The sequence below is a fragment of the Micromonospora sp. NPDC049645 genome (assembly GCF_040675155.1).
GTDB lineage: Bacteria > Actinomycetota > Actinomycetes > Mycobacteriales > Micromonosporaceae > Micromonospora.
Genome location: NZ_JBFAOI010000017.1, coordinates 13,944 through 38,787, shown reverse-complemented (window position 1 = coordinate 38,787; position 24,844 = coordinate 13,944). Strand labels below are relative to the sequence as shown.

At 72.5% G+C, this 24,844-nt stretch carries 27 protein-coding genes; 18 read left to right on the top strand and 9 right to left on the bottom strand.

All coding sequences use genetic code 11. The features are described from left to right. Positions 1–88: 88 nt before the first annotated feature. A complete protein-coding gene (locus AB0J33_RS27505; RefSeq protein WP_363617376.1) occupies positions 89–877 on the bottom strand; it encodes an enoyl-CoA hydratase-related protein in 789 nt (262 codons plus the stop codon). A 19-nt stretch (positions 878–896) separates the two neighbouring features. Between AB0J33_RS27505 and hemW the strand changes: the two genes are divergently transcribed. After that, the gene (hemW, locus tag AB0J33_RS27500) at positions 897–2,120 is read left to right on the top strand and encodes a radical SAM family heme chaperone HemW (protein WP_363617485.1); all 1,224 of its coding nucleotides are present in this window, start codon (positions 897–899) and stop codon (positions 2,118–2,120) included. Between the two features lie 67 nt (positions 2,121–2,187). Here the strand turns inward: hemW and AB0J33_RS27495 are convergent, their stop codons facing one another. Then, positions 2,188–2,811, bottom strand: coding sequence for a DUF4870 domain-containing protein (locus tag AB0J33_RS27495; RefSeq protein WP_363617374.1), 624 nt, complete (start codon positions 2,809–2,811; stop codon positions 2,188–2,190). A 226-nt stretch (positions 2,812–3,037) separates the two neighbouring features. Here AB0J33_RS27495 and hrcA point away from each other — a divergent pair, with 226 nt between their 5' ends. The 3 genes from hrcA (at position 3,038) to AB0J33_RS27480 (ending at position 6,017) form a co-directional block, all read left to right on the top strand. After that, on the top strand, positions 3,038–4,060 hold the full coding sequence (gene hrcA, locus AB0J33_RS27490) for a heat-inducible transcriptional repressor HrcA (RefSeq protein ID WP_363617372.1): 1,023 nt from the start codon (positions 3,038–3,040) through the stop codon (positions 4,058–4,060). Positions 4,061–4,135: 75 nt separating this feature from the next. Beyond that, on the top strand, positions 4,136–5,281 hold the full coding sequence (gene dnaJ / locus AB0J33_RS27485; RefSeq protein ID WP_181518639.1) for a molecular chaperone DnaJ: 1,146 nt from the start codon (positions 4,136–4,138) through the stop codon (positions 5,279–5,281). Between the two features lies 1 nt (position 5,282). Continuing rightward, a complete protein-coding gene (locus tag AB0J33_RS27480; protein WP_363617370.1) occupies positions 5,283–6,017 on the top strand; it encodes a 16S rRNA (uracil(1498)-N(3))-methyltransferase in 735 nt (244 codons plus the stop codon). Between the two features lie 4 nt (positions 6,018–6,021). Here AB0J33_RS27480 and ppk2 read toward each other — a convergent pair whose 3' ends face one another. Next, positions 6,022–6,933 (bottom strand): polyphosphate kinase 2, encoded by a 912-nt coding sequence (ppk2, locus tag AB0J33_RS27475; RefSeq protein WP_203124696.1) that lies wholly within the window; start codon positions 6,931–6,933, stop codon positions 6,022–6,024. Between the two features lie 73 nt (positions 6,934–7,006). Next, entirely contained in the window at positions 7,007–7,768 is a 762-nt protein-coding gene (locus AB0J33_RS27470; RefSeq protein ID WP_363617367.1) for an SDR family oxidoreductase, read from the bottom strand. Between the two features lie 99 nt (positions 7,769–7,867). On the opposite strand from AB0J33_RS27470, the gene AB0J33_RS27465 reads away from it, so the two are divergent. The 8 genes from AB0J33_RS27465 to AB0J33_RS27430 all read left to right on the top strand — a co-directional run bounded on the left by AB0J33_RS27465 (position 7,868) and on the right by AB0J33_RS27430 (position 15,296). Next, positions 7,868–8,227, top strand: a complete 360-nt coding sequence (locus AB0J33_RS27465) for a histidine triad nucleotide-binding protein (protein ID WP_196919275.1) — start codon at positions 7,868–7,870, stop codon at positions 8,225–8,227. Next, positions 8,224–9,615, top strand: coding sequence for a serine hydrolase domain-containing protein (locus AB0J33_RS27460; protein WP_363617365.1), 1,392 nt, complete (start codon positions 8,224–8,226; stop codon positions 9,613–9,615). The genes AB0J33_RS27465 and AB0J33_RS27460 overlap by 4 nt, the downstream gene beginning before the upstream one ends. Positions 9,616–9,745: 130 nt before the next feature. Continuing rightward, positions 9,746–10,804 (top strand): PhoH family protein, encoded by a 1,059-nt coding sequence (locus AB0J33_RS27455; protein ID WP_363617363.1) that lies wholly within the window; start codon positions 9,746–9,748, stop codon positions 10,802–10,804. A 15-nt stretch (positions 10,805–10,819) separates the two neighbouring features. Continuing rightward, positions 10,820–11,293, top strand: coding sequence for an rRNA maturation RNase YbeY (gene ybeY, locus AB0J33_RS27450; RefSeq protein ID WP_030491788.1), 474 nt, complete (start codon positions 10,820–10,822; stop codon positions 11,291–11,293). Further along, positions 11,269–12,693 (top strand): hemolysin family protein, encoded by a 1,425-nt coding sequence (locus AB0J33_RS27445; RefSeq protein ID WP_363617483.1) that lies wholly within the window; start codon positions 11,269–11,271, stop codon positions 12,691–12,693. The genes ybeY and AB0J33_RS27445 overlap by 25 nt, the downstream gene beginning before the upstream one ends. Beyond that, positions 12,686–13,072, top strand: coding sequence for a cytidine deaminase (locus AB0J33_RS27440; RefSeq protein ID WP_363617361.1), 387 nt, complete (start codon positions 12,686–12,688; stop codon positions 13,070–13,072). The genes AB0J33_RS27445 and AB0J33_RS27440 overlap by 8 nt, the downstream gene beginning before the upstream one ends. After that, on the top strand, positions 13,069–13,974 hold the full coding sequence (era, locus tag AB0J33_RS27435; RefSeq protein WP_363617359.1) for a GTPase Era: 906 nt from the start codon (positions 13,069–13,071) through the stop codon (positions 13,972–13,974). Before AB0J33_RS27440 ends, era begins: the two co-directional genes overlap by 4 nt. A 140-nt stretch (positions 13,975–14,114) precedes the next feature. Beyond that, positions 14,115–15,296 carry an acyltransferase gene (locus AB0J33_RS27430; RefSeq protein WP_363617357.1) on the top strand — a complete coding sequence of 394 codons (1,182 nt, stop codon included), beginning with the start codon at positions 14,115–14,117 and terminating at the stop codon, positions 15,294–15,296. Here the strand turns inward: AB0J33_RS27430 and AB0J33_RS27425 are convergent. After that, positions 15,283–16,089, bottom strand: coding sequence for a DUF4097 family beta strand repeat-containing protein (locus tag AB0J33_RS27425; RefSeq protein ID WP_363617355.1), 807 nt, complete (start codon positions 16,087–16,089; stop codon positions 15,283–15,285). The genes AB0J33_RS27430 and AB0J33_RS27425 overlap by 14 nt on opposite strands. A gap of 102 nt (positions 16,090–16,191) precedes the next feature. On the opposite strand from AB0J33_RS27425, the gene recO reads away from it, so the two are divergent. The 5 genes from recO to AB0J33_RS27400 all read left to right on the top strand — a co-directional run bounded on the left by recO (position 16,192) and on the right by AB0J33_RS27400 (position 19,424). Further along, positions 16,192–17,058, top strand: a complete 867-nt coding sequence (recO, locus tag AB0J33_RS27420) for a DNA repair protein RecO (RefSeq protein WP_363617353.1) — start codon at positions 16,192–16,194, stop codon at positions 17,056–17,058. A 4-nt stretch (positions 17,059–17,062) separates the two neighbouring features. After that, positions 17,063–17,875, top strand: a complete 813-nt coding sequence (locus tag AB0J33_RS27415; protein ID WP_363617351.1) for an isoprenyl transferase — start codon at positions 17,063–17,065, stop codon at positions 17,873–17,875. Between the two features lie 71 nt (positions 17,876–17,946). Continuing rightward, positions 17,947–18,132, top strand: coding sequence for a hypothetical protein (locus AB0J33_RS27410; RefSeq protein WP_354973300.1), 186 nt, complete (start codon positions 17,947–17,949; stop codon positions 18,130–18,132). A 285-nt stretch (positions 18,133–18,417) separates the two neighbouring features. Further along, positions 18,418–18,666, top strand: a complete 249-nt coding sequence (locus AB0J33_RS27405) for a thioredoxin reductase (RefSeq protein WP_363617349.1) — start codon at positions 18,418–18,420, stop codon at positions 18,664–18,666. Then, complete coding sequence (locus tag AB0J33_RS27400) at positions 18,663–19,424, top strand: pirin family protein (protein WP_363617347.1); 762 nt, start codon at positions 18,663–18,665, stop codon at positions 19,422–19,424. The genes AB0J33_RS27405 and AB0J33_RS27400 overlap by 4 nt, the downstream gene beginning before the upstream one ends. A gap of 315 nt (positions 19,425–19,739) precedes the next feature. On the opposite strand, the gene gndA is transcribed toward AB0J33_RS27400, so the two are convergent. Beyond that, positions 19,740–21,182, bottom strand: a complete 1,443-nt coding sequence (gndA, locus tag AB0J33_RS27395; protein WP_363617345.1) for an NADP-dependent phosphogluconate dehydrogenase — start codon at positions 21,180–21,182, stop codon at positions 19,740–19,742. 189 nt (positions 21,183–21,371) lie between these two features. Continuing rightward, positions 21,372–21,668: an MTH1187 family thiamine-binding protein gene (locus AB0J33_RS27390; protein WP_030491799.1), complete on the bottom strand. Its 297-nt coding sequence runs from the start codon at positions 21,666–21,668 to the stop codon at positions 21,372–21,374. A gap of 290 nt (positions 21,669–21,958) precedes the next feature. Between AB0J33_RS27390 and AB0J33_RS27385 the strand changes: the two genes are divergently transcribed. Then, complete coding sequence (locus tag AB0J33_RS27385; protein WP_363617343.1) at positions 21,959–22,330, top strand: hypothetical protein; 372 nt, start codon at positions 21,959–21,961, stop codon at positions 22,328–22,330. 161 nt (positions 22,331–22,491) lie between these two features. Here the strand turns inward: AB0J33_RS27385 and AB0J33_RS27380 are convergent, their stop codons facing one another. Both AB0J33_RS27380 and AB0J33_RS27375 read right to left on the bottom strand, forming a co-directional pair. Further along, positions 22,492–23,292, bottom strand: a complete 801-nt coding sequence (locus AB0J33_RS27380) for an energy-coupling factor transporter transmembrane component T (RefSeq protein WP_363617341.1) — start codon at positions 23,290–23,292, stop codon at positions 22,492–22,494. Further along, a complete protein-coding gene (locus AB0J33_RS27375; RefSeq protein ID WP_363617339.1) occupies positions 23,289–24,716 on the bottom strand; it encodes an ABC transporter ATP-binding protein in 1,428 nt (475 codons plus the stop codon). The genes AB0J33_RS27380 and AB0J33_RS27375 overlap by 4 nt, the downstream gene beginning before the upstream one ends. Positions 24,717–24,844 lie beyond the last annotated feature (128 nt).

The window sequence follows — 24,844 nt, the reverse complement described above, 5'->3', positions numbered from 1 at the left end:
TGAGCCGACCGCCTGGTGAGCCGACCGCCTGGTGACCCGGCCGAAACGGGGGCGCCGCCACTCGTCGACGACGGCGCCCCGAACCCCCTCAGTCGTCCAGAGCGGGCACCCAGCGCGCCGGTCGACGTTCGCGGAACGCGGTGACCCCCTCGCGCCCCTCGTCGGAGAGGAAATAACCGGTCGAGACGGCGGAGAGCCGGGCCAGGTCAGCGCGTAGCTCGGTGCTGCCCGGTCGACGCAGCAGCTCCTTCGCACCGGCCAGCGCCCTGGGCGCGCCACGCACCAGCGAGTCGCAGTAGCCCCGTACCGCGTCGTCCAGCCCGTCCGCCGGAACCGAGGCCGTGACCAGGCCGATCTCGGCGGCCCGGCGGCCGTCGAAGGTGTCCCCGGTCAGGTACAGCTCGGCGGCGGCGCGGGCGTGCAGGCGCGGCAGCACGGTCGCCGAGATCACCGCCGGGATCACCCCGATCCGTACCTCGGTGAACGCGAACGTCGCCTCGTCCGCGCAGACCGCCAGGTCGGCGGCGGCGATCAGGCCCAGCCCACCGGCCCGCGCCGGCCCACCGACCCGGGCCAGCACCGGCTTCGGGCACTCCCAGAGCGCCGCCAGCACGTCGCCCAGCATCCCGGCCGGCACCGTGCCACTGGCGTACGCCGCGGCGGTCTCCTTCAGGTCCGCGCCCGAGCAGAAGACCGGGCCGGTGTGGTCGAGCACGATCACCCGGACCGCCTCGTCGGCGACCGCGTCCGCCAGCCCGGCCAGCAGTTGGGTCATCAGGCCGGTGGAGAGCGCGTTGCGGTTGTGCGGGCTGTCCAGGGTGAGGGTCGTCACCCCACGGGCCGTGGCGACCCGCACGAGGACGTCGGGAGAGGTCATGCCGGGCACACTAGTGGCCATGCCCGGCGTCCTTCCAGATGGTGAGACCGTCCCCGTCGACGGTTCGTTGCCCGCCACCGCCACCTTGGCGGTCGGCGCGCGCGGCTTCGGCGTGTACGTGCACGTCCCGTTCTGCGCCAGCCGCTGCGGCTACTGCGACTTCAACACATACACCGCCGCCGAACTGGGCGGCGGCGCCAGCCGCGAGGCATACGCCGACACCGTCCTGGCCGAGCTGACGCTCGCCGCCCGGGTGCTCGGCGACAACCCGCCGCCCCGGGTCGACACCGTCTTCGTCGGCGGCGGCACACCCACCCTGCTCCCCGCCGACGACCTGGCCCGCATCCTCGACGGCATCGACCGCACCTGGGGGCTGGCCGCCGACGCCGAGGTGACCACCGAGGCCAACCCCGAGTCGGTCACCCCGGAATCGTTGAAGCTGCTGCGGGCCGCCGGCTACACCCGGATCTCGCTGGGCATGCAGTCCGCCTCCCCGGGGGTGCTGGCGATCCTGGACCGCAAACACAGCGCCGGCCGGGCCACCGCCGCCGCACTGGAGGCGCGCGACGCCGGGTTCGAGCACGTCAACCTGGACCTGATCTACGGCACTCCGGGGGAGCGGGCCGAGGACTTCGCCGCCTCGCTGGAGCAGGTCGTCGCCGCCGGGGTGGACCACGTCAGCGCGTACGCCCTGATCGTCGAGGACGGCACGCGGCTCGCCGCCCGGATGCGGCGCGGCGAGCTGGCGTACCCCAGTGACGACGTGGCCGCCGACCGCTACCTGGCCGCGGAGGCCGCGCTCGACGCGGCCGGCCTCTCCTGGTACGAGGTCTCCAACTGGGCCCGCAACGAGGAGGCCCGCTGCCGGCACAACCTGCTCTACTGGACCGGCGCGGACTGGTGGGGGCTGGGGCCGGGGGCGCACAGCCACGTCGGCGGGGTGCGCTGGTGGAACGTCAAACACCCCTCGGCGTACGCCCAGCGGTTGGCCGCCGGCGCGTCGCCCGGCCTGGCCCGCGAGGTGCTCACGGTCGACGAGGCGCACATGGAGGACGTGATGCTGCGGCTGCGGCTGGCCAGCGGCCTGCCGCTGGCGGTGCTCGACGCGACCGGCCGGGCCGGCGCCGAGCGGGCGCTAGCCGGGGGCCTGCTGGCCGCCGACGAGTACGCCGCCGGCCGGGCCGTGCTCACCCTGCGCGGACGACTGCTCGCCGACGCGGTCGTCCGCGACCTGCTGCCCTGAGCGGAACCGCTACCCCCGCACGAGGGCAGCGGTGCTCCGGACCGGCCGGGGGAGCGGCCGGCCCGGTTCACTTGATGAAGTTGGCCGTCATCGGGTAGCGGTACGGGGTGCCCTCGTTGGCCTTCATGCCGGCGATGATCCCGAACAGGATCTGGATCACCACGACGGCGATGCTGGGCAGGAAGAGCAGGCACCAGCTCACGAAGAGCAGCACGAACGCGATGATCGACCAGAGGATCTGGAAGTTCAGGGCGGCCAGGGCGTGCGCCCGGACGGTCGGCGACTGCTGGCCGCGGGCCAGGTAGGCGATGAGCGGGGCGACGAAGCCCAGCGGACCGAAGCTGACCAGAGCGCCGAGTGCGCCGCCGAAGTGCGCGACAAGCGCCCAGGTCTTGTCCTCGTTGTTGGCGTAGCCGCCGCCGGGACCGCCGTACGCCCCGCCGGCCGGGTAGCCGCCGGGCGGGGGATAACCACCGGGCGGAGGGTAGCCGCCTGCCGGAGGGTAGCCGCCCGACGGCGGTTGGTCACCGGTGGGCGGCGGATAGCCACCGGGCGGGGGATAGCCGGCCGGGCCGGGCGCCCCGGACAGTGGTGCGGTGGGCGGCTCGGCCGAAGACGGACCCGGGGAGGTCGGCTCCGGCGGGTAGTTGCCGGGGTCACCCGACCCGGGAGGGCGAGGAGGTTCAGTCATGGATGTAACGGTAGGGGCCGGTGGCAACGCCGCACCAGAGTGACACCGTCCGGCAGTGCGGGCCCGATCGGCCCAGCGGGGTGGCGTGGGCCGCACCGACGGGTGGCCGTTGATCATCGCGTCGGCGGGCCCGCCGACGTAGACTGGCACTCGTTACAGTCGAGTGCCAGGACGGCCTGGCCGGCCCACGGCGCCGGCGGCCGACGTGCGACAGGAGGTGCGGAGGATGGGTCTCGATGACCGGAAACTCGCCGTGCTCCGCGCCATCGTCGAGGACTACGTCTCCACCCAGGAGCCGGTCGGCAGCAAGGCGCTGGTCGAGCGGCACCAACTCGGGGTCTCCCCGGCCACGGTCCGCAACGACATGGCCGTGTTGGAGGAGGAGGGCTACATCCGGCAGCCGCACACCAGTGCCGGCCGGGTGCCCACCGACCGCGGCTACCGCCTCTTCGTCGACCGGTTGTCCCGGGTCAAGCCGCTCAGCCCGGCCGAGCGCCGGGCCATCGAGCGCTTCCTGGTCGGCGCGGTCGACCTCGACGACGTGGTGCACCGCACGGTCCGGCTGCTCGCGCAGCTGACCCGGCAGGTCGCCGTCGTGCAGTACCCGTCGCTGGCCCGCTCCTCGGTGCGTCACCTGGAGCTGGTGCCGATCTCCACCACCCGGCTGATGCTCGTCATGATCGCCGACACCGGGCGGGTGGAGCAGCGACTCGTCGAGCTGCCCGGCCCGGTGCCGGCCGACGACGTCACCGACCTTCGTCGACTGATCAACGAGAAGCTCGCCAACGCCCGGCTGTCCGAGACGCCACCGTTGGTGCAGGCGCTGGTCGAGGAGGCGCCGCCCGAGCTGCGTCCGACCATGACCACGCTCGCCACCGTCCTGCTGGAGACGCTCGTCGAGCGGCACGAGGAGCGGATCGCCCTCGCCGGCACCGCGAACCTGACCCGGGGCGGCCTGCTCGACTTCCAGGGCTCGCTACGGCCGATCCTCGAGGCTCTGGAGGAGGAGGTCGTGCTGCTCAAGCTCATCGGCGAGACCGAGCCGAGCACGACCCGGGTGCTGATCGGCGACGAGAACGAGTTCGACAACCTGCGCGCCGCCTCGGTGGTCAGCACCGGCTACGGCCCGGGCACCACCATCGTGGGCGGCCTGGGGGTGCTGGGGCCCACCCGGATGGACTACCCCGGCAACATCGCCACGGTGCGCGCCGTGGCACGCTACGTGGGCGAGTTGCTGGCCCAGAACTGATTGGTCAGGGCCGATGCGGCCGGCTGCGGCCGCCGACCGGCGCAACGCGAGACGAACATGAGGACACGGAACGCAGTGGCCAGGGACTACTACGGCATTCTCGGTGTGAGCCGGGAAGCCTCCGATGACGAGATCAAGCGCGCCTACCGCAAGCTGGCGCGCCAGTTCCACCCGGACGTCAATCCGGACCCGGAGGCTCAGGAGAAGTTCAAGGACATCAACGCCGCGTACGAGGTCCTCTCGGACGACCGGAAGCGGCAGATCGTCGACCTGGGTGGCGACCCGCTCGCCCCGGGTGGCGGCGGCGCGGGCGGGCCGGGCGGTCCCGGCGGCGCCGGCCCGTTCGTCGGCTTCCAGGACATCATGGACGCGTTCTTCGGCGGTGCGGGCGGCGGCGCCCGTGGCCCGCGTCCGCGTACCCGCCCGGGTGCCGACGCGATCCTGCGGCTCGAACTCGACCTGCACGAGACGGCGTTCGGCGTCGAGGCTCCGATCACGGTCGACACCGCGGTGCTCTGCACCACCTGCTCCGGCGCCGGCACGGCCGCCGGCACCCACCTGGCGACCTGCGAGGCGTGCGGCGGTCGGGGCGAGGTGCAGTCGGTGCAGCGCACCTTCCTCGGCCAGGTGGTCTCCGCCCGCCCGTGCACCGTGTGCCAGGGCTACGGCACCACCATCCCGCACCCCTGCCCCACCTGCGCCGGTGACGGCCGGGTGCGTACCCGCCGCTCGCTGACCGTGAAGATCCCGGCCGGTGTCGAGGACGGCATGCGGATCCGGCTGGCCCAGCAGGGCGAGGTGGGCCCCGGCGGCGGCACCGCCGGCGACCTCTACGTGGAGATCCACGAGCGCCCGCACGACGTGTACTCCCGCAAGGGTGACGACCTGCACTGTCGGGTCACCGTGCCGATGACGGCGGCGGCGCTGGGCACCCGGCTGACCATCAAGACGCTGGACAGCGAGGAGACCGTCGACGTCAAGGCCGGCACCCAGCCGGCCAGCACCCTGCGACTGCGCGCCCGCGGGGTGCCGCACCTGCGCGGCACCGGCCGCGGCGACCTCTACGTGCACCTGGACGTGCGCACGCCGACCAAGCTCGACCCGGACCAGGAAAAGATGCTGCGCGACTTCGCCAAGACCCGTGGTGAGGAGGTCGCCGAGCTGTCCAAGCAGGGCGGCTTCTTCTCCCGGATGCGCGACGCGTTCAACGGGCACGCCTGAGGTGTCCGCGCCGCTGTTCCTGGTCGAGGCGCTGCCCACCGGCGACGCGCTGACCCTGGACGGCCCGGAGGGGCACCACGCCGCCACCGTGCAGCGGCTGCGCGTCGGCGAGGAGCTGCTGCTCGCCGACGGCCGGGGTGGCACGGCCGCCGCCGTGGTCACCGCCGTCGGCCGGGGCAGCCTGGAGGCCACCATCACCTCCCGGGGGTACGCGGACGCGCCGGTCCCCCGGATCGTGGTGGTGCAGGGCATCGCCAAGGGTGACCGGGGCGAGTTGGCCGTGCAGGCGATGACCGAGGTCGGGGTCGACGAGATCGTGCCCTGGGCGGCATCGCGTTCGGTGACCCAGTGGCGCGGCGACCGGGGCGTACGCGCCCGGGAGAAGTGGGTGGCCACCGCCCGGGAGGCCGCCAAGCAGGCCCGCCGGCCGTGGCTGCCGCTGGTGGCCGGCGCGCCGGACGAGTCCACCGCCACGGTGGCCCGTCGGATCGCCGGTGCCGCCGCCGGGTTCGTGCTGCACGAGGAGGCCGAGGAGCGGCTCACCACCGCCGAGCTGCCGTCGGTCGGCGAGATCGTCCTGGTGGTCGGCCCGGAGGGTGGCATCGCCCCGGCGGAACTGACCGCCTTCCAGGAGGCCGGTGGTCGACCCGTACGCCTCGGGCCGGCCGTGCTGCGCACCTCCACCGCCGGGGTGGCGGCCCTCAGCGTGCTCGCCACCCGCCTCGGCCGCTGGTGACCGTTCAGGGCCTCGGAAACACCGGCACCACTTCCTCCTCCGGCCCCAGGTCCAGCCCTGCGGGCCCGATGATCTGCGGATCCGGGGTGCCGACCACCTCGGGGTCCTTGCCGGTGTAGTCGAAGCGGTGCAGCACGTGCCGCATCGCCTCCAGGCGGGCCCGCTTCTTGTCGTTGCTCTTCACCACCGTCCACGGCGCGTCGGCCGTGTCGGTCCAGAAGAACATCGCCTCCTTGGCCTCGGTGTACTCGTCCCACCGGTCCAGCGAGGCGATGTCCATCGGCGACAGCTTCCACTGCCGGACCGGGTCCACCTGGCGGATCGCGAACCGGGTGCGTTGTTCGTTCTGCGAGACGGAGAACCAGAACTTGACCAGCCGGATGCCCGAGCGCACCAGCATCCGTTCCAGCTCCGGCGCCTGACGGAGGAACTCCAGGTACTCCTTGCGGCTACAGAAGCCCATCACCCGTTCCACGCCGGCCCGGTTGTACCAGGATCGGTCGAACAGCACGATCTCGCCGGCCGCCGGCAGGTGCGCCAACCACCGCTGGAAGTACCACTGGGCGGCTTCCCGTTCGTCCGGCTTGGCGAGCGCCACCACCGAGGCGCCGCGCGGATTGAGGTGCTCCATGAAGCGTTTGATGGTGCCGCCCTTGCCGGCCGCGTCCCGGCCCTCGAAGAGGATCACCAGACGCTCGCCGGACTCCTTGATCCAGTCCTGGAGTTTCAGCAGCTCGATCTGGAGCAGCCGCTTGTCGCGGTCGTACTCGTCGCGGTCCAGCCGCTCGTCGTACGGGTAGTCCTCGCGCCAGGTGTCGACCGGGGTGCCGTCGGGGCGGAGCAGGACAGGGTCGTCGTCGTGGCCATCGGCCACCCGGTAGTCGGCGGTCAGGTCGAGCAGCGCGGAGTCGGCCATGTCGATGGGACTTACCCCGCGCGGGAACCGCCAACCACCTCCCCGGCCGGGTGATCTGCCGACGGGGCCGACGTCAGCTGCGCAGGTAGGAGGCGCCGTTGACGTCGACGATGGTGCCGGAGGCCCACACCGCCTCCGGCGAGGCCAACCAGTGCACGGCCGCCGCGATCTCCTCCGGTCGGCCCACCCGGTCGAACGGGCTCTGCGCCCGGATCGCCGCGCCCTCCTCGCCGCGCAGGTACTCGGTGACCATGTCGGTCGCCACGAAGCCCGGCGCGACGGTGGCGACCGTGATGCCGTACGGCGCGAGCGCCACGGCGAGCGACTGGCCCAGTGCGTTCAGCCCCGCCTTGCTGGCCCCGTACGCCGGCTGGTGCGGCTCACCCCGGAACGCGCCCCGGGACGAGACGTTGACGATCCGCCCGCCGCGCCCGCGCATGTGCTGGGCGGCGCACCAGGTGACGTTGCCGGCGCCGGTCAGGTTGGTCTCCAGCACCTGCCGCCAGCGCTGCTGCCACTCCTCGTAGGAGGCGCCGAAGATCGGGTGCGGATCGTCCCGGTCGCCGTACGTCCCGGCGTTGTTGACCAGCACGTCCAGCCCGCCGAGCAGCTCGGCGGCCCGGTCGACCATGGTCCGGACCGCGTCCGGGTCGGTGAGGTCGGCGCGGACCACCACGTGCCCGGCGCCGGGCAGCTGCGCGCGCGTCTGCTCGGCCGCGTCGGCCGAGTCGCGGTGGTGGATGGCCACCCGGTCGCCGCCGGCCGCGAACGCCATCGCCACCGCCCGGCCGATCCCGCGCGAGGCCCCGGTCACGAGTACCGCCCGATCCGTCATGCCGGCCATCCTGCCGCAGCCGTACTTTTCCCCCGCGCACGGGCCGGCGGCCATGCCGCGCCGGAGCGCCCCCGGCCCGTTAGTCCTTAGACTGCCCCGATGGGATCCGACTGCCTGTTCTGCCGCATCGTCGCCGGGGAGATCCCGGCCACCGTGGTCCGGGAGACCGACACCACCCTCGCCTTCCGCGACATCGACCCGAAGGCGCCGGTGCACGTCCTGGTCATTCCGAAGGAGCACTACGCCGACGTCGCCACGCTCGCCCAGGGTGACCCGGCGCTGGCCGCCGACGTGCTGGCGACGTCCGCCGCCGTGGCCGAGGACGAGGGCCTGCTCGGTGACGGCTTCCGGCTGATGTTCAACACCGGCGCGTACGGCGGGCAGGAGGTGTTCCACGCGCACGCGCACCTGCTCGGTGGTGCGCCGCTGGGCCCGATGCTCGCCCGGAACCTGGCGTGACGGCGGCGCCCGCCACCCGTGCCGACGAGCACCTGGGTCGGTTGGTCCGGCGGGTGCAGGCCGAGGCCCGGGTGCCGGCGGTGTCGGTGGCGCTGCACCGGGCCGACCGGCCGCTGTGGAGTTGCACCGTCGGCGCGACCGGCACCGACCGGGCGCTGGGGCCGGACACCCAGTTCCGGATCGGCTCGGTCACCAAGACGTTCACCGCCGTGCTGGTCCTGCAGTGCCGCGACGACGGGCTGCTGGACCTGGACGACCCGGTGGGCCGGCACCTGGACCTCCCGGCGCACGGCGAGCTGACCGTACGCCGGTTGCTGTCGCACACCGGTGGCCTGCAACGCGAGCCGTTCGGCGACGTCTGGGACAGCCTGCGCGCGCCGGACGCCGAGCGACTCGTCGCGGAGCTGGACCGGGCCGAGCGGGTGCTCCCGACCGGCCGCCGGTTCCACTACTCCAACCTGGGCCTGGCCGTCCTCGGCCAACTCGTCGCCCGGCTGCGGGGTGTGAGTTGGGCGCAGGCGCTCACCGAGCGGATCCTGACACCGCTCGGGCTGACCGACACCACCGTGACGCCCCGGCCGACGGCGGCCACCGGCTTCCTGGTCGACGCGTACTCCGACGAGGCGCACCCGGAGCCGCCGACCGACTTCGGCGCGGTCGGCCCGGCCGCCCAGCTCTGGAGCACCGCCACCGACATGGCCCGCTGGGCGGCGTTCCTGGCCGACCCGGCCGCGTTGGATCCGGCCGACGCGGTGCTCGCCCCGGCCACCCTGGACGAGATGCGCTGGCCGCTGACCACCACCGACGAGACGCTCTGGGGCGCGGGCTTCGGGCTCGGGCTGATCCTGGTCCCGCAGGGGGAGCGGGTGATGCACGTGGGGCACGACGGAGCGATGCCCGGATTCCTCGCCGGGGTGTACGGCCGCCGGGGCGGTGACGGCACGGCCGGCGCGATGGGCGCCGCGGTGCTCGGCTCGTCCGGCACGGCGACCGAACTGTTCGATCTGCCGCACCGGCTGCTCGCCGCGGCAGTGGAGTACGACCCGGCGGAGATCGAGCCCTGGCGACCCGGGGCACCCGCTCCGGCGGCCCTGCGGGGTGTCCTCGGCCGGTGGTGGGGGGAGGGCTTCGAGTACATCTTCTCCTGGCACGACGGGGCGCTGCGGGCGCGCGGGGCCGGTGACCCGGCCGGCCGCCCACCGGCGATCTTCACCGCGCTGGCGGACCAGCCGGACGTGTTCCGCACGGTATCCGGTCGGGAGGCCGGTGAGCTGCTGCGGCTCACCCGGGACGAGGCCGGCGCGGTGGTCCGGATGCACTGGGCGACGTACCGGTTCACCCGCCACCAGGAGACCTTCGACCGGTACGACTTCCGGGCCGGGAGTTGATCGCGGCCAGCGGAAATGGGCGCGATGCGGCCCGCGTTGAACCGATACGATGGGTGTAACGTCCGCACGCCAGGCCAGCAGGCCGGCGCCGAGATCGAGAGCAGGTGCGCAGGGCCCTTCGGCCCAACCTATGACCGGCACCCCACCTCCCGGCCCGCCCCGGGTGCAGACCAAGATCACCGTGCCCGATCCGAAGATCATGGTCAATCTGCTCGGCGCAGGCGACGAGATCCTTCGACTCGTCGAACGCTCGGTCAACAGTGACGTGCACGTCCGCGGCAACGAGATCACCATCACCGGTGACCCCGCGGACAACGCCCTCGCCGAGCGGGTCTTCAGTGAGCTCCTCGAACTCATCGAGAAAGGCGAGACCCTGACCACTGACGCCGTCCGGCGTACCGTCGGCATGCTCGAAGAGGGCAGCGCCGAGCGGCCCGCCGAGGTTCTGACGCTCAACATCCTCTCCCGGCGCGGGCGCACCATCCGTCCCAAGACGCTGGGGCAGAAGCGGTACGTCGACGCCATCGACACCCACACCATCGTCTTCGGCATCGGCCCGGCCGGCACCGGAAAGACCTACCTGGCGATGGCGAAGGCCGTCCAGGCGTTGCAGGCCAAGCAGGTCAACCGGATCATCCTCACCCGGCCGGCGGTGGAGGCGGGCGAGCGGCTGGGCTTCCTGCCCGGCACGCTGAACGAGAAGATCGACCCGTACCTGCGCCCGCTCTACGACGCGCTGCACGACATGCTCGACCCGGAGACGATTCCCAAGCTGATGGCCGCCGGCACGATCGAGGTCGCCCCGCTGGCCTACATGCGGGGTCGGACGCTCAACGACGCGTTCATCATCCTGGACGAGGCGCAGAACACGACGCCCGAGCAGATGAAGATGTTCCTCACCCGACTCGGCTTCAACTCCAAGATCGTCGTGACCGGTGACATCACCCAGGTGGACCTTCCCGGCGGGACGAGCAGCGGCCTGCGCGTGGTGCGGGAGATCCTGGAAAACGTCGACGACGTGCACTTCTCCCAGTTGTCCAGCTCCGACGTGGTCCGCCACCGGCTGGTCGGGGAGATCGTCGACGCGTACGCCCGCTGGGACGCCGAGCGGGAGAATCAGCAGGCGCAGGGCGTTCACGCCGTGCCTGGGCGACCCGCCCAGGGCGGCCGGGCCGGCCGCCGCCGCTAAAGCAGAGGAAAGCAGTTGTCCATCGAGATCGCCAACGAGTCCGGTGTCGACGTCGACACCGACGCCGTGCTCGCCGTCGCCCGGCACGCCCTCGACGAGATGGGGGTCAACCCCCTCGCCGAGTTGTCCGTGCTGCTGGTCGACATCGACTACATGACCGAGCTGAACCACCGCTGGATGGGCGGCGACGGCCCGACCGACGTGCTCGCCTTCCCCATGGACGAGGGCAGCGTCGACCACGGCCCGGGCGAGTCCGCTCCGGCCGGCGGCGAGCCCGCCCTGCTCGGCGACATCGTGCTCTGCCCCGAGGTGGCCGCCAAGCAGGCGGCGACCGCCGGGCACGCGCCGGCCGACGAGCTGCACCTGCTCACCGTGCACGGGGTCCTGCACCTGCTCGGCTACGACCACGCCGAGCCGGAGGAGGAGCGGGAGATGTTCGCCCTCCAGGCTCGACTGCTGGCGAGCTGGCGGTCGACCCGCACCCAGTGATGTCCACTCCTCCGTTACTGGCGGCCGGCGCCACCGCCGGCCTTCCCGACTTCCAGCTGATCGTCTTCGCGGCCGGCCTGGTGGTGTTGGCCGGCCTGATCGCGATGACCGAGGCGGCGCTCGCCGCGGTCTCGCCGGCCCGAGCCGCCGAGTTGGCCCGCGACGGCGTACGCGGCGCCCGCACCCTCCAGGCCGTGGCCGGCGACGTCGTCCGGCACCTCAACCTGCTGCTGCTGTTGCGGCTGCTCGCCGAGCTGACCGCCACCACGCTGGTGGCACTCGTGGCCGTGGACAGCTTCGGCGCCGGCTGGCGGGCCGCCCTGGTGACCGCCGGCGCGATGACCGTGGTCAGCTTCGTGGTGGTGGGCGTCGCCCCGCGCACCATCGGCCGACAGCACGCGTACGCCGTGGGTCGTGCGGTGGCGCCGCTGGTCCGCTGGCTGGGCCGGGCGCTCAACCCGCTCGCGTCGCTGCTGATCCTGATCGGCAACGCGGTCACCCCGGGGCGCGGCTTCCGGGAGGGCCCGTTCGCCTCCCAGGTGGAGTTGCGTGAGCTGGTCGACCTGGCCGAGCAGCGCGGCGTCGTCGAGCACGGTGAGCGCCAGATGATCCACTCCGTCTTCGCGCTCGGCGACACCATCGCCCGTGAGGTGATGGTGCCGCGTACGGAGATGGTGTGGATCGAGGAGGGCAAGACGCTGGCGCAGGCGCTGGCGCTCTTCCTGCGCTCCGGTTTCTCCCGCATCCCGGTGATCGGCGAGAGCGTCGACGACGTGCTCGGTGTGCTCTACCTCAAGGACCTGATCCGGCGCTCCCGCGGCGGAGACCCGGGGGCCGAGCAGTTGCCGGTGGCCGAGCTGATGCGCCCGGCGACCTTCGTACCGGAGTCCAAGCCGGTCGACGACCTGCTGTCCGAGATGCAGGCGGCCCGCAACCACCTGGTCATCGTGGTCGACGAGTACGGCGGCACCGGCGGTCTGGTCACCATCGAGGACATCCTGGAGGAGATCGTCGGTGAGATCACCGACGAGTACGATGTCGAGCGCCCGCCCGTCGAACGTCTGGCGGACTCCTCGGTGCGGGTGACCGCCCGCCTGCCGGTGGAGAATCTGGGCGAGATGTTCGACACCGACCTGCCCACCGACGAGGTGGAGACGGTCGGCGGCCTGCTCGCCCAGTCGCTGGGGCGGGTGCCGATCCCGGGTGCCGAGGCCGAGGTCGCCGGTCTGCGCCTGGTCGCCGAGGGCACCACCGGCCGGCGCAACCGGATCGACACCGTCCTGGTCAGCCGGGTGGAGCCGGACCACGAACAGGACAACGCGGGGCGCGGCGAGCACGCCGGCCCCGGGGACGACACGGACAACTACCGAGACGACGAGAGGCAACCCGCCGATGCCTGACACACCCGCCGCGCCTGCCGCCCGGCCCGCCCCCACCGCGTCGGGCACGCTGAGCGCCGAGGACGGCAAGCTCGTCGTCCTGGCCCGGGGAGCCCGCGCGCGGGTCGGCGCCGTGGAGGGCGCCGCCGTCCGCGACCAGGACGGCCGGACGTACGCGGCGGCCAGCGTCGCGCTGCCGTCGCTGACGCTCACCGCGTTGCAGTTGGCGGTCGCCTCGGCGGTGGCGGCCGGGGCGAGCCGACTGGAGGCCGCGGTGGTGGTGACCGAGGCGTCGACGCTGGACGGCGCCGGCTACGCGGCGGTTCGGGACCTCGCGGCGGACGCCCCGGTCCATGTGGCCGCACCGGACGGCACGGTCCTCGGCACGGTGATCCAGTGAGCCCGGTGCAGGATCCGGAGGCGCGACCGTACCGGGCCGGGTTCGGCTGCTTCGTCGGTCGGCCCAACGCCGGCAAGTCGACGCTGACCAACGCCATCGTCGGCACCAAGATCGCCATCACCTCGAACAAGCCGCAGACCACCCGACACGTCATCCGGGCGGTGCTGCACCGGCCGGAGTCGCAGCTGGTCCTCGTCGACACTCCGGGTCTGCACCGCCCCCGTACGCTGCTCGGCGAACGCCTCAACGACCTGGTCCGCTCCACCTGGACCGAGGTCGACGTGATCGGCCTGTGCATCCCGGCGGACGAGCCGGTCGGGCGCGGCGACCGGTTCATCACCGGTGAGCTGGCCGAGTTGAAGGCGACCGTGCTGGCGGTGGTCACCAAGACCGACCTGGTGGACAAGCGTCGCCTGGCCGAGCAGCTGCTCGCGGTCAGCAAGATGGGGGAGTTCGCCGAGATCGTGCCGGTGAGCGCGGTCTCCGGGCATCAGGTGGACACACTCGTCGACGTGATGACCAAGTACCTGCCGCCGTCGCCGCAGCTCTACCCGGACGACATGCTCACCGACGATCCCGAGCAGGTGCTGGTCGCCGAGCTGATCCGGGAGGCCGCCCTGGAGGGGGTCCGCGACGAGCTGCCGCACTCCATCGCCGTGGTGGTGGAGGAGATGATCCCCGAGGGTCAGGTCATGAAGATCTACGCCGACCTGTACGTGGAGCGGCCCAGCCAGAAGGCCATCGTGCTCGGTCACAAGGCGAGCCGGCTCAAGGAGGTCGGCACCACCGCCCGCAAGCAGATCGAGGAGTTGCTCGGCGGCCGGGTCTATCTCGACCTGCACGTACGGGTCGCGAAGGACTGGCAGCGCGATCCGCGGCAGCTGCGCAAGCTGGGCTTCTGACCCACCTCGCCGAGCGGCGGCCCCGGGCGGCGTCGTAACCCCGAATGGGATGTTAACCCCCGGTTGGGGTCGTGGCCGTTTCGTGCGGGCAGCGTGCGGGGTAGGGGAGATGTACCCCGAGCCCCGACCCTGGCAGGCTGATGCGCAACCGGTACCTAGACCTCCTCCGTTTCCTGGCCATCGTCCGAGTGGTGGTCTACCACGTCACCGGATGGGCGACCCTCACCCTCGTCTTCCCCGCCATGTCGGTGATGTTCGCGCTGGCGGGCTCGCTGATGGCCGCGTCGCTGACCCGCTCCGGGCCGGCGGCGGTCGGGCGTCGGCTGCGCCGACTGCTGCCGTCGCTGTGGGTGGTCGCGGTGGTCTTCGTGCCGGCCATGCTGTTCACCGGGCTGCCGATGAGCCCTCGGGTGCTGCTGTGGCTGTTCCCGATCGCCGACCCGCCGGCCAACTACTGGGGCGCGTTGGCGTTGAGCGTCATCTGGTACCTGCGCGACTACCTGTGGTTCGTGCTCGCCTCGCCGGTCGCGTTCTGGCTGTTCCGGCGGGCCCCGCTGCCGACCCTGCTCGCCCCGTACCTGCTGCTGGTGACGATCGAGGTGGGGATCTACCCGGCGCCGCCGGTGCTGCGCGAGTTCGGGCTCTACTTCGGAGCGTGGCTGCTCGGCTTCGCTCACCACGCCGGGATGCTGCGCCGACTCTCCGGCCGGCTGCTGTACCCGTTGGCGCTCGCCCTCGCCGTGGCCGGCGGCGCCTGGATCGTCGGGCACCCCGGCCCACGCGGGTACGACCTGAACGACAACCACCTGGGCAACGCACTCTGGTCGGCCGCGTTCATCCTGGTCGTGCTGGGCCGGGCGCCGTCCGCGGTGGCCTGGCTGAGCCGAAGCCGGCTGGCCGACCGAGCGGTGACCGTGGTCAACCGGCGCGCGCTCACCGTCTACCTCTGGCACATGCCCTTCGTGGTGGCGCTCACCCCGCTGGTCGACGTGGTGGGCTGGTCCCACCAGGATCCGCTCGGATTGGCCATCCGGGTGTTGCTCGTCTTCGCGCTGGTCGGGCTGGTCACCCTGGCCGTCGGGTGGGTGGAGGACGTGGCCGCCCGCCGTCGTCCGGAGCTGATCCCCGGTGGCTCGACCCGGCCGGTCGGGACGCCCGGCGCCTCGCAGCCCGGCGCCCCGCAGCCCGACGTCGGGGCCGACGCGGGGTCGCCGCCCGCCCGATCGGGTGCCGGAGCGGGCCGGCACTTCACCGACCGGGTCGTGGTGCCGGCCCAGCGGTCGGCCGGAAAGCCGGCCGGCGTCGACCTCAACGCTGGCTGATCGTCACGTCGCCGCTACCGGTCGAACCGTCGAGCACCAGGGACGCTGCCGGGTCGTCGGCGACGGTGACCTGTGCGTCGCCGGAACCGGTGTGGGAACGCACCCGGTAGCTGCCCGCCGGCACCAGCATCGTCACATCACCGCTGGACGCGTGCACCCGCGCGGCGGCGGGCTTGTCCAACTCGACGGTGACGTTGCCGGAGCCGGCCTCGGCGTCCGTCGCGCCACCGAGCCGCCGCGCGGTGATGTCGCCCGACCCGGCGCGCAGGCGGACGGCCCCGTTGACCTCGCTGACCTCGATGTCGCCGGAGCCGGTCTCCACCTCGACCGCGCCGGTGGCACCGGTGACCCGCACATCGCCCGACCCCAGTCGAATGTCCACCGCGCCGACCTTGCTGAGCTCGACGTCGCCGGAACCGGACTCGCCCTGGAGCGTCACGCCCTCCGGGACGGCCACCTCGTAGGAGACCGAACACCGGTCGCCGCAGTCGGTGTCCAACACCAGGTCGGCGCCCTTGATCTCGTATCGGGCCCGAGGCTCGCCGCCCTGGTAGCGCACCACGCGCTTGATCCGCACCTCGCCCGCGGCGCCACCGCCGCGGACGATCACGTCACCCGCACCCGGCAGCACCCGGATCGTGGTGATCTTCACCGGCTCGGTGTCGTCGTAGTCGAGCCGACGCATCGCCAGGTTGTCGCACCCGGCGAGCACGATGAGGGTGGCGGCGAGCCCCAGCGCGACGGGAGCGGCGACGCGACGACGGCGCGGGGTGGTGGTCAGGTGCATTGCCATGGCCAGCACGCTACGGCCGGGCACGCATCCGACGCATCGGGGTTCCTCCGCGCTTGCACCCCGAACCAACCCTGATTCCACACCCCGAGGGAGAATGGCCCGATGGCCGGGTATCGCCGACAGCTCTACCGCGACGACGCGGTGGTGCTGCGTGTGCAGAAGCTCGGCGAGTCCGACCGGATCATCACTCTGCTCACCCGCCGGCACGGCCGGCTGCGCGCGGTGGCCCGAGGGATCCGCCGCACCACCAGCAAGTTCGGTGCCCGGCTGGAACCGTTCGGCCACGTCGACCTCCAACTCGCCGGTGACCCGAAGGGCAACCACGGCAGCTCACTGCACACCGTCAGCCAGGTCGAGGGCATCGACCTGTACGGCAAGCGGTTCCTCGGGGATTACCCGCGCTACACGGCGGCCAGTGCGATCGCCGAGACCGCCGAGCGGCTCACCCCGGTGGAGCGGGAGCCGTCGCTGCGGCTGTTCCAGCTCACCCTGGGCGCGCTGAAGGCGCTGTCGCGGGGCGAGCACGCCACCACCCTGGTGCTCGACGCGTACCTGCTGCGGGGGATGTCCCTCGCCGGCTGGGCGCCGGCGCTGGTCGCCTGCGCGGTCTGTGGCACGCCCGGGCGACACCGGGCGTTCTCCGTACCGGCCGGCGGCGCGGTCTGTCCGGATTGCCGGCCACCCGGGGCGGCCCATCCCGCGCCGGCCACCATCGACCTGATGTCCGCGCTGACCACCGGCGACTGGGTGCTCGCCGACGCCACCGACACCGCCGTACGCCGGGAGTGCAGTGGGCTGGTCGCGGCTCACCTGCAGTGGCACCTGGAGCGCGCGCTACGCTCGCTGCCGCTGGTCGACCGGGGTTCCTCGGCGGCCGGCGCGGCCTCACCGTCGGAAGGCGCCGGGGCCGTGGTGCTCCGGCCACGTGGTGACATCGAGGCCGGGGTGGACGGCGCGAACAGGGAGTGACCGAGTGATCCGATCGAAGAAGGCCGGCCGGCGCGAGCCCACGCCGCCGATCCCGCATCCGTCCGGCGCCCGGCCGCCGGCGCTGCCCACCGAGGCGGTGCCGAAACACGTGGCGGTGGTGATGGACGGCAACGGTCGTTGGGCCAAGGACCGTGGGCTGCCCCGCACCAAGGGGCACGAGGCGGGGGAGCACAGCCTCTTCGACACCATCGAGGGCGCCATCGAGATGGGCATCCCGTACCTCTCGGCGTACGCGTTCTCCACCGAGAACTGGCGGCGCTCGCCCGACGAGGTCCGGTTCCTGATGGGGTTCAACCGGGACGTCATCCGTCGTCGCCGCGACCAGCTGGTCGACCTCGGCGTACGGGTGGTGTGGTCGGGCCGGCCCGGCCGGTTGTGGAAGAGCGTCATCTCCGAGTTGCAGACCGCCGAGGAGATGTCCCGTGACAACTCGACGCTGACCCTGCAGTTCTGCGTCAACTACGGCGGGCAGGCCGAGATCGGTGACGCCGCCGCCGCGATCGCCCGGGACGTGGCAGCCGGCCGACTTGACCCGGCGAAGGTCACCGAGAAGACCGTGGCGAAGTACCTCTACCACCCGGAGATCCCGGAGGTGGACCTGTTCCTGCGCCCCTCCGGGGAGGAGCGGATCTCCAACTTCCTGCTCTGGCAGACCGCGTACGCCGAGTTGGTCTTCCTGGACACGCTCTGGCCCGACTTCGATCGCCGCCACCTCTGGTATGCGTGCGAGCTGTACGCGCAACGGGATCGACGCTTCGGCGGCGCGCTGCCCAACCCGGTCGCCCCGGTTATCTGAGCCGACGCGCTTACCCGCACGTCACTCTGGGTATCAGAGACGTCAGGAGCCACTGACGGAGGTGAACCCACATGATCCAGAAGCGCATTGCCCAGTGGGCGGTGATGGCGATCGCGGTGCCGCTGGCGGCTGCCGGTGCCCGCCGGCTCAGCCACACCCTGGAGGCCCGGCGTGGTCCCTCCGGGGCGACCCGGTTGCTGACCAAGGGCGCGGACCTGATCCGTCCGCAAAAGGCCAAGCGCCGCCGCCTCTTCTGAGCACCCCCCCATCTCCCCCTCGGCGCCGCCCGCACCCGCAGGCGGCGCCGAACCCGTCCCCGCCTCCGCCCCCGCCTCGGTCCCCTCGTCCCCCGCCCCCACCCCTCGCCCCGTCGATCATGGAGTTGTGGTGGGGGATGTAAGTAGTGAAGGGGGATGAAACGGCCACCACAAGTCCATGATCGACTTGGTCTTGCCCTATGCCGCACCTGCGGGGGGACGGGTGGTGCGTCGGGGCTCGTTGTTTTCCGGCTTCCGGGGGAGGGCGGCCGGTAGGGTCCGGAAGTGGCGGACTCGGTGGTGGGGGTGGGTGTGCGGGATCTCCGGTACAAAATGATCATGGCGTTGAACGCCGCTGATCTGGGTGACCCGATCTGCGAGCAGGTGGCCGACATCTGCGCCGAGATCGCCGAGCAGCACTGCGCCGAGTTCGGTCACACGCCGCAGGTGCGTACCGGTGAGATCGCCGAGCTGGCCACCGGCGAGCCGGCCCTGACCTGGGCGCCGTCCGAAGCCGGGCAGCGTGCCTGGTGACCAGCCCCGCTCCCCAGGTCGACGTACGGCGGGCCGACGACCGGTTCGCCACCCGGATCTCCTGGCTGGACTCCAAGCACTCCTTCTCGTTCTCCCGGCACTACGATCCGGCCAACACCCACCACGGCTTGCTGCTGGTGAACAACGACGACGTGGTCCGACCGGGGGCCGGCTTCGAGACCCACCCGCACCAGGACATGGAGATCGTCACCTGGGTGCTGCGCGGCTCGCTGGTGCACCAGGACTCCACCGGCCACTCCGGAGTGATCTACCCAGGTCTGGCGCAGCGGATGAGCGCCGGCACCGGCATCCTGCACTCGGAGAAGAACGACGCCTGGCGACTCGACAACCAGGAGCCGCACACCGACCCGGTGCACTTCGTGCAGATGTGGGTGCTCCCCGACGAGCAGGGCGTCGACCCCGGCTACGAGCAGCTGGAGATAGAGGACGAGCTTTTACGCGGGGGCCTGGTGCCGATCGCCTCCGGGATGGACCGCTACGACGGGGCGTCCGCGATCCGGATCCGTAACCGGTACGCGACACTGCACGCCGCCCGTCTGGCTCCCGGCGACGAGGTCACCATCCCGGACGCGCCCTACGTGCACCTCTACGTACCCAACGGCACGGTGACGCTGGAGGGCAGCGGCCCGCTCGGCACCGGCGACGCCGCCCGGCTCACCATGACCGGTGGCCGACGGGTCACCGCCGACGAGCCGGCCGAGATTCTCGTCTGGGAGATGCACGCGACCGTCGCCTGACCGCCGTCGGGTTCGCGCCCCGTCGTCTCCCATGATCGCACTCGAACATGGATGTAGTGGCCTCCGCAAAGGCGGAGGCCACTACATCATGGATCCAGCACGATCTTGCCGGGTGCCGGGTGCCGGGTGCCGGGTGCCGGGTGCCGGGTGCCGGGTGCCGGGTGCCGGGTGCCCGGCACCGGGCGCGGGCGCCTGACGCCGGGCGCCCGACGTCGAGCGTTGGTACGGGCGTTGGGCGTTGGACGCCCGGCGTTGGGTGTGAGCGACGGGCGCCCGGCGTTGGGTCTGGGCGTCGGGCGTTGGAGGCCGTTCCGGCTAGGCCGGGGACTCGGTGCGGTCGGCGGCCCAGGTGGTGTGGAACGAGCCGTCGCGGTCCACCCGCTGGTAGGTGTGCGCGCCGAAGTTGTCCCGCAGACCCTGGATCAGCGCGGCGGGCAGTCGCTCCGCGCGCAACGCGTCGAAGTACGCCAGCGACGACGAGAACGCGGGCGTCGGCACGCCGGCCCGGGTCGCGTCGGCCACCACCCGTCGCCAGCTCGGCACGCCGGCGCTGACCGCCTCGGCGAAGTACGGCGCCACCAGCAGCGTCGGCAGGTCCGGCTGCTCGTCGTACGCCTCGCGGATCCGGTTGAGGAAGCGGGCCCGGATGATGCAGCCGCCCCGCCAGATCGTCGCGGTGCCGCCCAGATCGATGTCCCAGTCGTACTCCTGGCTGCCCGCGCGAATGTGGTCGAAGCCCTGCGCGTACGCGACGATCTTGGAAGCGAGCAGCGCCCGGCGGACGTCCTCGACGAACGCCTCCCGGTCGGCGACCTGCCACTTCTCACCCGCGTCGGGGAATGCCCGCCGGGCCGCCTCGCGCTGGTCGACGTGCCCGGAAAGCGAACGGGCGAAGGTCGCCTCGGCGATCCCGGTGATCGGGATGCCCAGGTCCAGGGCGCTCTGCACGGTCCACCGACCGGTGCCCTTCTGCTCGGCCCGGTCCTGCACGATGTCCACGAACGGTCGGCCGGTCGCCGCGTCGGTGTGCGCGAGCACGTCGGCGGTGATCTCGATGAGGAACGACTCCAACTCGCCGCTGTTCCAGTCGCGGAAGATCTCCGCGATCTCGGCCGGCTTCGCGTCCAGTCCGGCCCGGAGCAGGTCGTACGCCTCGGCGATGAGCTGCATGTCGGCGTACTCGATGCCGTTGTGCACCATCTTGACGAAGTGCCCGGCGCCGTCCGGCCCGACGTGCGTGCAGCACGGCACGCCGTCCACCTGTGCGGCGATCTTCTCGAACATCGGCCCGAGCTTGGCGTACGACTCGGCGGAGCCGCCCGGCATGATGCTCGGCCCGCGCAGCGCGCCCTCCTCGCCACCGGAGACACCGGTGCCGCTGAAGTGCAGCCCCTGCGCGCGCAGCGCCTCCTCCCGACGGCGGGTGTCGGCGAAGTGGGCGTTGCCGCAGTCGACGATGATGTCGCCCTCGTCGAGCAGTGGCACCAACTCGTCGATCACCGCGTCGGTGGGCGCGCCGGCCTTGACCATGACGATCACCGCGCGGGGTCGTTCCAGTGACGCCACAAAATCGGCCATCGTCTCGCCGGGGACGAACGTGCCCTCGTCGCCGTGCTCGGCGACCAGGCTGCGGGTGCGCTCCGGCGAGCGGTTGTGTACTGCCACCGTGAAGCCGTTGCGGGCCAGGTTGCGGGCCACATTGCGCCCCATCACCGCCAGCCCGGTCACACCGATCTGTGCCCTCGCCTGATCAGCCATTCGTGCCGCCACCTCTCGTCACACCACTATCAGCGTTTGGAAACTTACCGTGATGTGAGCCGATACGGACCAGTGATCGACGTCCCGTTACTGCACGTGACGCGAGCGTTGCCGAGGCCGGTTCGGGCCCTCGACAGTGGTCGGTGAGGCCCGCGCAGGCAAACATGTCGTCATTGCGCGCCGGGCGTGTCAGCCTTCGGCGAGACGGGCTTCGATTCGGGCGATCTTCCCGGTGAGCGCGTCGGTGACCCCGGGCCGGACGTCGGCCTTGAGCACCACACTCACCCGGGGTGCCTGTGCCGCGACCACGTCGACCGCCCGCTTCACCACCGCCATCACCTCGTCCCACTCACCCTCGACGGTGGTGAACATGGCATCGGTCCGGTTCGGCAGGCCGGACTCCCGGACCACCCGAACCGCCTCGGCGACCAGGTCACCCACGGAGTCGCCACCGCCGAGCGGGGTGATCGAGAACGCGATCAGCATGTGCCGATCGTGCCAGTAAAAACGGATGCGCGTCCGGTCGGGCGATGGTTAGGGTGCTGGCATGCGTAACTGACGCCCCATCCTCCGAGCCGGCCCGCCGTCCCGCGTCGCGGTCCGCGTGCTCCCGGGCGTCCCGCATCTCCTCTCCGCCGTTCGGCGGCGCTGGCCCTGCCTGGCCCCGGTGAGCAGTCCCTTCCCACTCGACCGTCGCGCGACGACGGTCACCAGCCGATCCGACCGACCGCCGTACGCGGGACCGGCCGTGCCGGTCGGCACTGAAGGAGGCCCGGATGCCTGCCAGGCGTAACCCGAAGAAGACCCGTACCCCGAAAACGACGCCGCCCCGCACCGACCCGGCGGCCAGCCACGGACCGCTCCTGCCCACCCGCGCCGACCTCGCGGCCGAACCGCCCCTGCCGGCGGTGCTTGTGGAACCGGGAACGCTGGCCGAGCCGGCGCTGCTGGCGGTGCTCGCCGATCCGGCGCTGCCGGTAGATATGCCGGCAGCGGTCGACGCGCCGACGGTGGACGACCTGCCGAGGGCGGCCGGGCGACCGAAGGCACCGACGGCCGGCCCGCCGCAGGGTGGCGGCAACCGCTCCGGTGGCGGCCGCAGTCAACAGGCCGGCCAGGCCCGCCGCTACGCCTTCCGGCGCAGCTGACCAACCCCGACCCGCACCCAGCCCCCACCCCCACCCTCACCCCAGCCCTTTGTCCCGCGATCTTGCACTTTCTGTCCTCGCATCACCGCCATATCGGGATGAACCGGCGACAGAAACTGCAAGATCGGCGGGGGCGGGGCGGGGGCGGGGGCGGGGGTGGGTCAGCTGATTAGGGGGCGGAAGGTGCCCAGGGTGACGCTCGTGGCCAGGGCGGCGGCGGCCAGCAGGGCGGCCCCGGTGATGAGCAGGGCGTCGGCGCGGGTGAAGTGCTGCCGGCGGGCGACGGTACGGGGTGTGCCGGCGTCGAAGCCACGCGCGTCCATCGCCACGGCCAGCCGGGTGCCGCGACGGATCGCCCCCACCAGCAGCGCGAACGCGGTGGAGGTGAACAGCCGCAGCTTGGCCACCGGGTTGCGACCGGCGTCGACGCCCCGCGCGCGGCGCGCCATGCTGATCATCTGCCACTCCTGGCCGAGCAGCGGCACCAGCCGGAACGCGGCCAGCGCCCCGATGGCGAAGCGGGCCGGCGCCTTCGCGTTCTGGATCAACGCGTCGGCCAGGTCGGTGGGGTCGGTGGTCGCGAAGACGATCACACCGGGCAGCGCCACCGCGAACACCCGCAGCACCAGGCCGAGGGCGGTGAGCAGTACGCCGGTGCTCACCAGCACCGGTCCCGCGTCGAGCAGGACCCGGCCGGACCGGTCGGCGGCGAACAGCACCAGGGTGACCAGGATGCCGGCGGCGCTGAGCAGCAGTGGCCAGGCCCGCCGGGCCAGCACCCGGTAGCGGATGCCGAACAGCGGCAGCACGGCGAGTTCGAGGGCGATGGCGATCGCCGGGGCCACCGGGTCCAGGGTCGCCAGCAGCGTGAACGAGAAGACCAGCGCGGCGGCGACCTTCGCCACCGGGTTGCGGCGGGCCAACGGCGCGTCCGGCGCGGCGACCGGCTCGATGCTGATCATCGGTGGTCCGGGGTGCGTCGCAGGGTGACGGTGCGGTCGGCGAGCGCGGCGACGAAGTCCGCGTCGTGGGTGACCGCGACCAGGCCGTGCCCGGCGTCGCGTAGCTCGGCGAAGAGGTCCACCAGCTCCCGCCAGGTCCGTCGGTCCTGCCCGAAGGTGGGTTCGTCGCAGATCAGCAGGCGGGGCGCGGTGGCCAGGGCCGTCGCCACGCTCAGCCGCCGCGCCTCACCACCCGAGAGGGTGTACGGGTTGGCGGCGGCGAGCCGGTCCAGCCGCAGTCGACCCAGCAACCCGGCCACGGTGTCCCTGACGACCGCCTCGGGTTGACCGGTGCGGCGCGGGCCGAGCGCCAGCTCGTCGAAGACGGTGCTGGTGACGAACTGGTGCTCCGGGTCCTGAAAGACCGATCCGATCCGCCGGGTGAGGGCGGGGGCCCGCCAACGGTGTGGGGGAGTCCGGTGATCAGCGCCGGCCAACTCCGCGGACGCGGTGACCCGCCCGGTGCCCGGCCGGAGCAGACCGCCGAGCAGCAACGCCAGGGTGGACTTGCCGGCACCGTTCGGTCCGCGTACGGCGAGTGCCTCACCGGCGCGTACCCCCAGGGTGGTGGGGCCCAGCCGGGGCGGCAGGCCGAGCTGGTCGGCGGTGAGCAACAGCTCCCCGGGGCCGGCGGCGGCGGGCCGGGGCGCGATGGGGTGACCGGGCACCCACACCCCCTCGGCGGCCAGGGCGGCGCCGTGCGCGGCGAAGACCGCCTCGGGTGTGCCGTCCGCGCGGACGCCGCCACCCGGCTCCAGGACGATCACCCGGTCGACCAGCGGCAGCGCGTCGGCGACCCGGTGCTCGACGAGGATCAGCGTGGTGTCGGCGTCCAACGCGCCGGCCACCGCCTGTCGGACGAGTTCGGCCCCGGCCGGGTCGAGGTTGGCGGTCGGCTCGTCGAGCAGCAGCAGCGCGGGGCGCAGCGCGAGCGCGCCGGCCAGGGCGAGGCGCTGCTGCTCGCCGCCGGAGAGGGCTGCGGTGTTGCGGTCCCGGGGGTACGGGAAGCCGACCCGGTGCAGCGCCTCGTCCACCCGGGGCCAAATCTCGTCGGCCGGCACTCCCCGGTTCTCCAGCCCGAACGCGACGTCGTCGCCGCAGCGCGCCATCACCAGCTGCGTCTCCGGATCCTGGAAGACGATGCCGACGCGTTCCCGCCCCTTGCGCGGGTCGAGCCCGTCGATCTCGACGGTGCCCTCCTGCTCGCCGGAGTCCTCGGGGAGCAACCCGGCCAGCGCGCTGAGCAGGGTGCTCTTGCCGGCCCCCGACGGCCCGAGCAGCAAAACCCGCTCCCCGGCATCAATCCGCAGGTCAACTCCGCGCACGGCCCAGGCACGCCGCCCAGCGTGCCGCCACCCGAACCCCCGCAGCAAAACCCCGCCCACCAACCCCGCCCCCTCCCGGCCCTCGGCCTGCCCGCGCAGCGCCCCCGCTCACCCCCGTTGATCAAGAGGTTTGCGTCAGAAAGTCACCGTCCGTTGACGCAAACCTCTTGATCAACACCAGTGGGGGT

Bases quoted from the DNA above. Each gene is read 5' to 3' on its own strand.
- AB0J33_RS27410 (WP_354973300.1), top strand. From the start codon at position 17,947: ATGATCCAGAAGCGCATTGCCCAGTGGGCGGTGATGGCGATCGCGGTG.
- hrcA (WP_363617372.1), top strand. From the start codon at position 3,038: ATGGGTCTCGATGACCGGAAACTCGCCGTGCTCCGCGCCATCGTCGAG.
- AB0J33_RS27425 (WP_363617355.1), bottom strand. From the start codon at position 16,089: ATGGCAATGCACCTGACCACCACCCCGCGCCGTCGTCGCGTCGCCGCT.
- gndA (WP_363617345.1), bottom strand. From the start codon at position 21,182: ATGGCTGATCAGGCGAGGGCACAGATCGGTGTGACCGGGCTGGCGGTG.
- AB0J33_RS27380 (WP_363617341.1), bottom strand. From the start codon at position 23,292: ATGATCAGCATCGAGCCGGTCGCCGCGCCGGACGCGCCGTTGGCCCGC.
- AB0J33_RS27495 (WP_363617374.1), bottom strand. From the start codon at position 2,811: ATGACTGAACCTCCTCGCCCTCCCGGGTCGGGTGACCCCGGCAACTAC.
- AB0J33_RS27470 (WP_363617367.1), bottom strand. From the start codon at position 7,768: ATGACGGATCGGGCGGTACTCGTGACCGGGGCCTCGCGCGGGATCGGC.
- hemW (WP_363617485.1), top strand. From the start codon at position 897: ATGCCCGGCGTCCTTCCAGATGGTGAGACCGTCCCCGTCGACGGTTCG.
- AB0J33_RS27440 (WP_363617361.1), top strand. From the start codon at position 12,686: ATGCCTGACACACCCGCCGCGCCTGCCGCCCGGCCCGCCCCCACCGCG.
- ppk2 (WP_203124696.1), bottom strand. From the start codon at position 6,933: ATGGCCGACTCCGCGCTGCTCGACCTGACCGCCGACTACCGGGTGGCC.
- AB0J33_RS27465 (WP_196919275.1), top strand. From the start codon at position 7,868: ATGGGATCCGACTGCCTGTTCTGCCGCATCGTCGCCGGGGAGATCCCG.
- AB0J33_RS27385 (WP_363617343.1), top strand. From the start codon at position 21,959: ATGCCTGCCAGGCGTAACCCGAAGAAGACCCGTACCCCGAAAACGACG.
- AB0J33_RS27390 (WP_030491799.1), bottom strand. From the start codon at position 21,668: ATGCTGATCGCGTTCTCGATCACCCCGCTCGGCGGTGGCGACTCCGTG.
- AB0J33_RS27430 (WP_363617357.1), top strand. From the start codon at position 14,115: ATGCGCAACCGGTACCTAGACCTCCTCCGTTTCCTGGCCATCGTCCGA.
- AB0J33_RS27455 (WP_363617363.1), top strand. From the start codon at position 9,746: ATGACCGGCACCCCACCTCCCGGCCCGCCCCGGGTGCAGACCAAGATC.
- AB0J33_RS27505 (WP_363617376.1), bottom strand. From the start codon at position 877: ATGACCTCTCCCGACGTCCTCGTGCGGGTCGCCACGGCCCGTGGGGTG.
- recO (WP_363617353.1), top strand. From the start codon at position 16,192: ATGGCCGGGTATCGCCGACAGCTCTACCGCGACGACGCGGTGGTGCTG.